The organism is Corynebacterium sp. (assembly GCF_012837295.1).
Classification (GTDB): domain Bacteria; phylum Actinomycetota; class Actinomycetes; order Mycobacteriales; family Mycobacteriaceae; genus Corynebacterium.
On the sequence record NZ_DURI01000182.1, the window covers coordinates 1 to 5,915 of the forward strand.

Here is a 5,915-nt window from a genome sequence, read left to right on the forward strand (position 1 = left end):
GACACCGGCGCCAAGTTCGTCGACCTCAAGGGCATCACCGCCGGCCACGGCACCTGCGACGCCGACAACTGGGTCGTCGGCATCATCGACGACAGCATCGGCGACTACAACCTGTTCGTCCACATGACCAACCACGGCGTCCAGACCGTCGGCCACCACATCGGCCGCGCCTAAGACGCACGTCCGAGGCGTACACCGCGCCCGGGGACCGACGACGCCCCGGACGCGCGCACGACGCGAAAGAACCCGCCATCCGAGAGGAAGGCGGGTTCTTCCCTTCTCAGGGCACGGCCCGGCCCGGCCGGGAGGCCGAAGGCCGGAGATGGCAGCCTAGCGGCGGTCCTCGAACCAGCCGGCCGCGAAGTAGGCGGTGGCGAAGAGGAGCGCGGCGAAGCGGCCGCTACTCCCCCTGCAGCGGGCCGAGCTCCTCGACGAGGACCTCCTGGACCACCTTCATGGCGGACAGCGCCGCGGGGGCGCCGCAGTAGCCGGCGGTGTGGATGACCGCCTCGGTGATCTCCTCGCGGGTCAGGCCGTTGCGCAGCCCTCCGCGGACGTGGCCGCGCAGCTCGCCCGTGGCGCGCAGCGCGACGAGCATGCCGATGTTGAGCAGGCTGCGGTCGCGCTTGCCCAACCCGTCGCGGGTCCACACCGACCCCCACACGGTTTCGGTGATGTGGCGCTGCAGGTCCTCGCCGTCGGTGCCGGCGTTGCGGTCGAGGGCGGAGTCGACGAAGTCGTCGCCCATCACCTCGCGGCGGACGCGGATGCCGGCGTCGAACCGCCCATCGTCAGTGCTGCCGGTGCCGCCGGAAACCTCGGAGTGCTGATCGGTCATGTGAATCCCGCTCCTTCTCGTCGTGCTCTCGTCTCGTGCCCTGATCTGCGCTGCCGAGTGGCCCGCTGTGCTGCGTCACGGGCATCGCCGGGCGACTGAGGTGCGTTCATTATCATCACAACCCGCCGCCCATTCCGTCCAAACACCCCGGAACGACCGTCAAATCTCGCAAACCCACCTCGAATGTCTTAACCCACCCGTTGCAGCAGGTGGGTTAAGACATTCGAGGTGGGTTAGCGGCCGACCGCCGGCGAGGGAGGCCGGGGCGAGAGCGGCGCGGCCCCATCAGCGCCGCGCCGCCTCACGGCCTCGCCGTTTAGGCGTCGAGCAGCCAGTCGTTGGGGCTGAACAGCTCGAAGTGGATGCGCGAGCGGTCGACGCCGCGCTCGGCCAGCTGGTCGCGGACGTGCTGCAGGAAACCATTGCCGCCGCAGATGTAGAACTCGGCGCCCTCGGGCAGCTCGACGCCGCCCTTGTCGGACAGGTCCATGAAGTCCGGCTCCAGCCAGCGCTTCTCGGTGCCGTTGGCCAGCGCCTCGACCGCCGCGGTGCGCTCCGCTGCGAGAACGTCGGCGGCCTCGGACCGGTCGGCGTGCACCGACAGCACCCGGCGCTGCGAGCCATTCGCGGCGAGGTAGTTGAGCATGCCGACCATGGGCGTCGCGCCGATGCCGGCGGACACCAGCACGACCGGCCCATCCGACTCGGTGTCGAGCACCAGATCACCGGCGGGCAGCGAAATCTCAATCTCGTCGCCGACGCGGACGTCGTCGCACAGCTTGTTGGACACCTCGCCGGCGGGCAGGCCGGCGACCTCATCCGCGCCGACGCGGCGCACGGCGAACTTCAGAACGCCGTCACCCGGCACGCCGACCAGGGAGTACTGGCGCAGCTGACCGGCGCCGTCGGCCATGGTCTGGCGCACGGAAATGTACTGCCCCGGGGTGAACCCCGGCAGCTCCTCCGCCTTGCCGCGCACGCCGAAGACCACGATGTCGTCGGACAGGTCCTCGCGGGAGACCACCTCGGCGGCGCGGAAAACGTCGCCGGGCGCGACGCCCGACTCGTCGTAAAGCTGCTTTTCGAAGTCCACCAGCACGCGCTGCATCTCCAGGTACACCGCATCCCACGCATCGCGGACGGCGCCCTGGAACACCTCGGGCGTCAGAACCTCCTCGATCGCGTCGAACAGGTGCTTGTGCACGATCGGGTACTGCTCCTCGACGATGCCGGTGGCCAGGTGCTTGTGGCCGATGCGGGCGAGCAGCTCCTCGGGGGCGGGGGCGTCGGGGTCGACGAGCGTGGCGGCGAAGGTCGCGACGGACGCGGCGAGCGCCTTCTGCTGCGCGCCCTGCTTCTGGTTGCCGCGGTTGAACGTGTCGGCGAGAAGCTCCGGGTGGGCGGTGAACATGCGGCGGTAGAAGTTCGGGGTGATGTCGCCGATGTTGGCGCCGACGACGGGCAGGGTCTGGCGGATGATGTCCGCCTGGTCGTCGGTGAGGCCGGTCTTCTTGACGTCGATGGTGGCCATGCGTGCTCCCTGTGGGGTGTCGTGGTCGGGGTCGTCGACCACGGTAGCACCTAATGCGCATCCTGATTGCGCATTATTTTTCGCGGGGGTGCCGGGACGGATTCAAACACCGAAAAACGGCAGGCCATAGCTTTGCGACGCCCACCCCCAAACCCATCGGCCGACACCCCGCCGGCGGCGGGGACGCTAACTCGCCGGAAGTCGGGCACTCAATGGCAGGGCCGTGCCTCCCCCGCGGGCGGGCACCAATTCTCCGACGGTGATCGGATCCAGGTGCGCGAAGAACGCCTCCTGCGCCCCGGCCAGCGCGCCGCGCAGCTTGCACGCCGGCAGCAGCGGGCAATTCGTGCCGACGCAGTCGACGACCTCCCCGCCCTCGAGCTCGCGCAGGATCTGCCCGACGGAACGCTCGCGTGCCCCATCGGCGAGGTAAATGCCCCCGTAACGGCCCTTGACCGCCGTGATCAGCTCCATCTCGACCAGTTTGGTCACCACCTTCGCCACATGGGCGCGCGATGCGTTCAGCTCGTCGGCCACCGCCCCCGCGGTGAACTTCCGGCCCGGCTCCCCCGCCGCCATGCGCATGATGATCCGGAGACTCAAGTCGGAGAACACCGTGAGCTGCATGACGGGCACAACCTTTCTTACGCGGACGGCGGGCGCTCCATCCCGGAGGAGCGCATTGGACGGGACATAAGATCTGCTACCCGGAGTCAAACCCACCGTTCGCCTCAGTCAAGTTTATCCGAACTTGAGCTGCGGAAATAGGGCCGGGGATGTCTAGTTGGTCACGTGACCATGATTCATGTCAAACGAACCGGCCGGGTATCCGAACCGATCATTCGTCACCTCCGCCCCTCCCGCCCCTGCGCTCGCGGCCATCGGCCCGCGGCCCGCGCAGCACGCAAACGGACGCCCCTCCCGCCGACGGCATGATGCCGACGGCGGGAGGGGCGTCCGGGACGCGTGTGGTGGACCCGGGCATTGCCCGGGTTCGGTGAGCGCGAACTACTTCTTGGTCTCGCGCTCCTTGATGCGGGCCTTCAGAGCGTCGAGCTCGTCCCACATCTCCTGCGGCATGCGGTCACCGAGGGACTTCAGCCACTCCTCGTTGTCCGCGAGGTCGCCCTGCCACTTCTCGGCCGGCGCCTTCAGAGCCTCCTTGACGTCCTCGATCGGGGTGTCCAGGCCGGTGAGGTCCAGGTCCTCGGCGCGGGCGGTGTGGCCCACGACGGTCTCCTTGGCGTCCACGCGACCCTCGATGCGATCGACGATCCACTTCAGCACGCGGGAGTTGTCGCCGAAGCCCGGCCACAGGAAGCGGCCGTCGGCACCGCGGCGGAACCAGTTGACCAGGAAGACGGACGGCAGCTTGTCGCCGCCCTTCTTGCCCATGTCGACCCAGTGCTGCAGGTAGTCGCCGACGTTGTAGCCGATGAACGGCAGCATGGCCATCGGGTCGTGGCGCAGCGAACCGACCTTCGCCTCGGCCGACGCGGCGGTCTGGCCGGACGCCAGGGTGGCGCCGATGAAGGTGGCGTGGTTCCAGGACAGCGCCTCGGTCACCAGCGGGACGGTGTCGGGGCGGCGGCCACCGAACAGGATGGCGTCCAGCGGGACACCCTTCCAGTCGTTGAACTCCGGAGCCGCGACCGGGCACTGGTCGATCGGGGTGCAGTAGCGGGAGTTCGGGTGGGAGGACAGCTCGTCGGACTCGGGGGTCCAGTCGTTGCCCTTCCAGTCGATGAGGTGCTCCGGCTTGCCCTCGAGGCCCTCCCACCAGATGTCGCCGTCATCGGTGAGCGCGACGTTGGTGAAGATGGAGTTGCCCTTCTCCAGCGTCTTCATCGCGTTCGGGTTCGAGTCGTAGTTGGTGCCCGGGGCGACGCCGAAGAAACCGTTCTCCGGGTTCACCGCGTACAGGCGGCCGTCCTCGCCGAACTTCAGCCACGCGATGTCGTCGCCGACGACCTCGGCCTTCCAGCCCTCGATGGTCGGGGTCAGCATCGCCAGGTTGGTCTTGCCGCAGGCCGACGGGAACGCGGCGGCGACGTAGTAGACCTTGTCCGACGGGTCGGTGAGCTTCAGGATGAGCATGTGCTCGGCCATCCAGCCCTCTTCCTTGGCCATGACCGAAGCGATGCGCAGCGCGTAGCACTTCTTGGCCAGGATGGCGTTGCCGCCGTAGCCGGAGCCGTAGGACCAGATTTCCTTGGTCTCGGGGAATTGGGTGATGTACTTGGTCTCGTTGCACGGCCAGGTCGAGTCTTCCTCGCCCTCGGCCAGCGGCGCGCCCACGGAGTGCAGGGCGTGGACGAAGTCGCCGTCCTTGCCGATCTTGTCCAGCGCCTCCTTGCCCATGCGGGTCATGATGCGCATCGACAGCACGACGTACTCCGAGTCGGTCAGCTGGACGCCCAGCTTCGGCGACGGGTCATCGATGGGGCCCATGCAGAACGGGACGACGAACATGGTGCGGCCCTTCATGGAACCGCGGTAATGCTCGGTCATCTCCTCCTTCATCTTGGCCGGGTCCGCCCAGTTGTTGGTCGGGCCGGCGTCCTCCTCCTTCTCGGAGCAGATGTAGGTGCGGGACTCGACGCGGGCGACGTCGGCCGGGTTGGAGCGCGCCAGGAAGGAGTTCGGGCGCTTCTCCTCGTTGAGCTTGATGAACGTGCCCTTGTCGACCAGGTCCTGGGACAAGCGATCCCACTCCTCCTGGGAGCCGTCGGCGAAGACGACCTTGTCCGGGGTGGTGAGCTCTGCGACCTCGGCGATCCAGCTGAGCAGCTCGGCGTTCTCGGTCGGGGCCTGACCCTGCAGACCCGGGATGGAAGGTGCGGACATCTGTACTCCTGACTATGGGTTTCGCGTCTCATTATCAGGCTACCGTTGGATTCCGAAACTTGCCGCCGACGAGCATGAGACGAACCCCACAGCGAGGGTTTCGGGAAAATTCACGCCCACCGGCCCCGTTCGCCCCGCTCCCATTCGTGCGCGCCCCAGGTGGACGGGCTTTCCCGCTTGTCGACGGAGTCGGCCCACACCCCCGAAGGGGTGCCCCCGGAACTTTTCGGCGTCGAATCCGATGCCGCCGCGGCCGTCCAGGTCTCGTACGTCCCGTCGAACAGGACCGTGGTGACGTGGTCGACCGTGCCGTCGCCGTCGACGTCGGAGTAAATGCTCAAACCGCGATCGTCGGCCAGCGTCACCGAATCGGCGATGCCGTCGCCGTCCCCGTCGCCTACGCCCGGGCCGAGATCGAACCACGCGCCGCCGATCTCCAGGATCATCCCGTCGGCGGCTCCCCCGGCTCCCCCGGCCCCGCCGGCGGCCAGTCCGTCGAGCCCGCAGGCCGACGCCGGTCCCTCGGCCGCGGCGCCGTCTCCGGCCCCGGCCCCGTTCCAGTTCCCGTTGCCGTTCCCGTCCCCGAACATCCCGTCCATCATCGTCTCCATTCTTCGGTCTCCTCGTCCTTCCCGGCTGCCACGGTCATTCGCGCAGGCACGCCGCTCATCCGCCGGTCTCCGCGCGCAGTGCCGCGGC

General features: G+C 68.3%; 5 protein-coding genes. All 5 read right to left on the minus strand.

Annotation, left to right across the window (positions count from 1 at the left end; translation table 11 throughout):
• Nucleotides 1–400: 400 nt before the first annotated feature.
• The 5 genes from GX015_RS06190 to GX015_RS06210 all read right to left on the minus strand — a co-directional run bounded on the left by GX015_RS06190 (nucleotide 401) and on the right by GX015_RS06210 (nucleotide 5,827).
• The gene (locus tag GX015_RS06190) at nucleotides 401–838 is read right to left on the minus strand and encodes a carboxymuconolactone decarboxylase family protein (RefSeq protein WP_291343641.1); all 438 of its coding nucleotides are present in this window, start codon (nucleotides 836–838) and stop codon (nucleotides 401–403) included.
• A 316-nt stretch (nucleotides 839–1,154) separates the two neighbouring features.
• Nucleotides 1,155–2,369 (minus strand): globin domain-containing protein, encoded by a 1,215-nt coding sequence (locus GX015_RS06195; RefSeq protein WP_291343643.1) that lies wholly within the window; start codon nucleotides 2,367–2,369, stop codon nucleotides 1,155–1,157.
• Nucleotides 2,370–2,555: 186 nt separating this feature from the next.
• Complete coding sequence (locus GX015_RS06200; RefSeq protein WP_291343645.1) at nucleotides 2,556–2,996, minus strand: Rrf2 family transcriptional regulator; 441 nt, start codon at nucleotides 2,994–2,996, stop codon at nucleotides 2,556–2,558.
• Nucleotides 2,997–3,377: 381 nt separating this feature from the next.
• Nucleotides 3,378–5,216 (minus strand): phosphoenolpyruvate carboxykinase (GTP), encoded by a 1,839-nt coding sequence (locus GX015_RS06205; RefSeq protein WP_291343647.1) that lies wholly within the window; start codon nucleotides 5,214–5,216, stop codon nucleotides 3,378–3,380.
• A 110-nt stretch (nucleotides 5,217–5,326) separates the two neighbouring features.
• Nucleotides 5,327–5,827 (minus strand): DUF6802 family protein, encoded by a 501-nt coding sequence (locus tag GX015_RS06210; RefSeq protein WP_291343649.1) that lies wholly within the window; start codon nucleotides 5,825–5,827, stop codon nucleotides 5,327–5,329.
• Nucleotides 5,828–5,915: the final 88 nt, after the last annotated feature.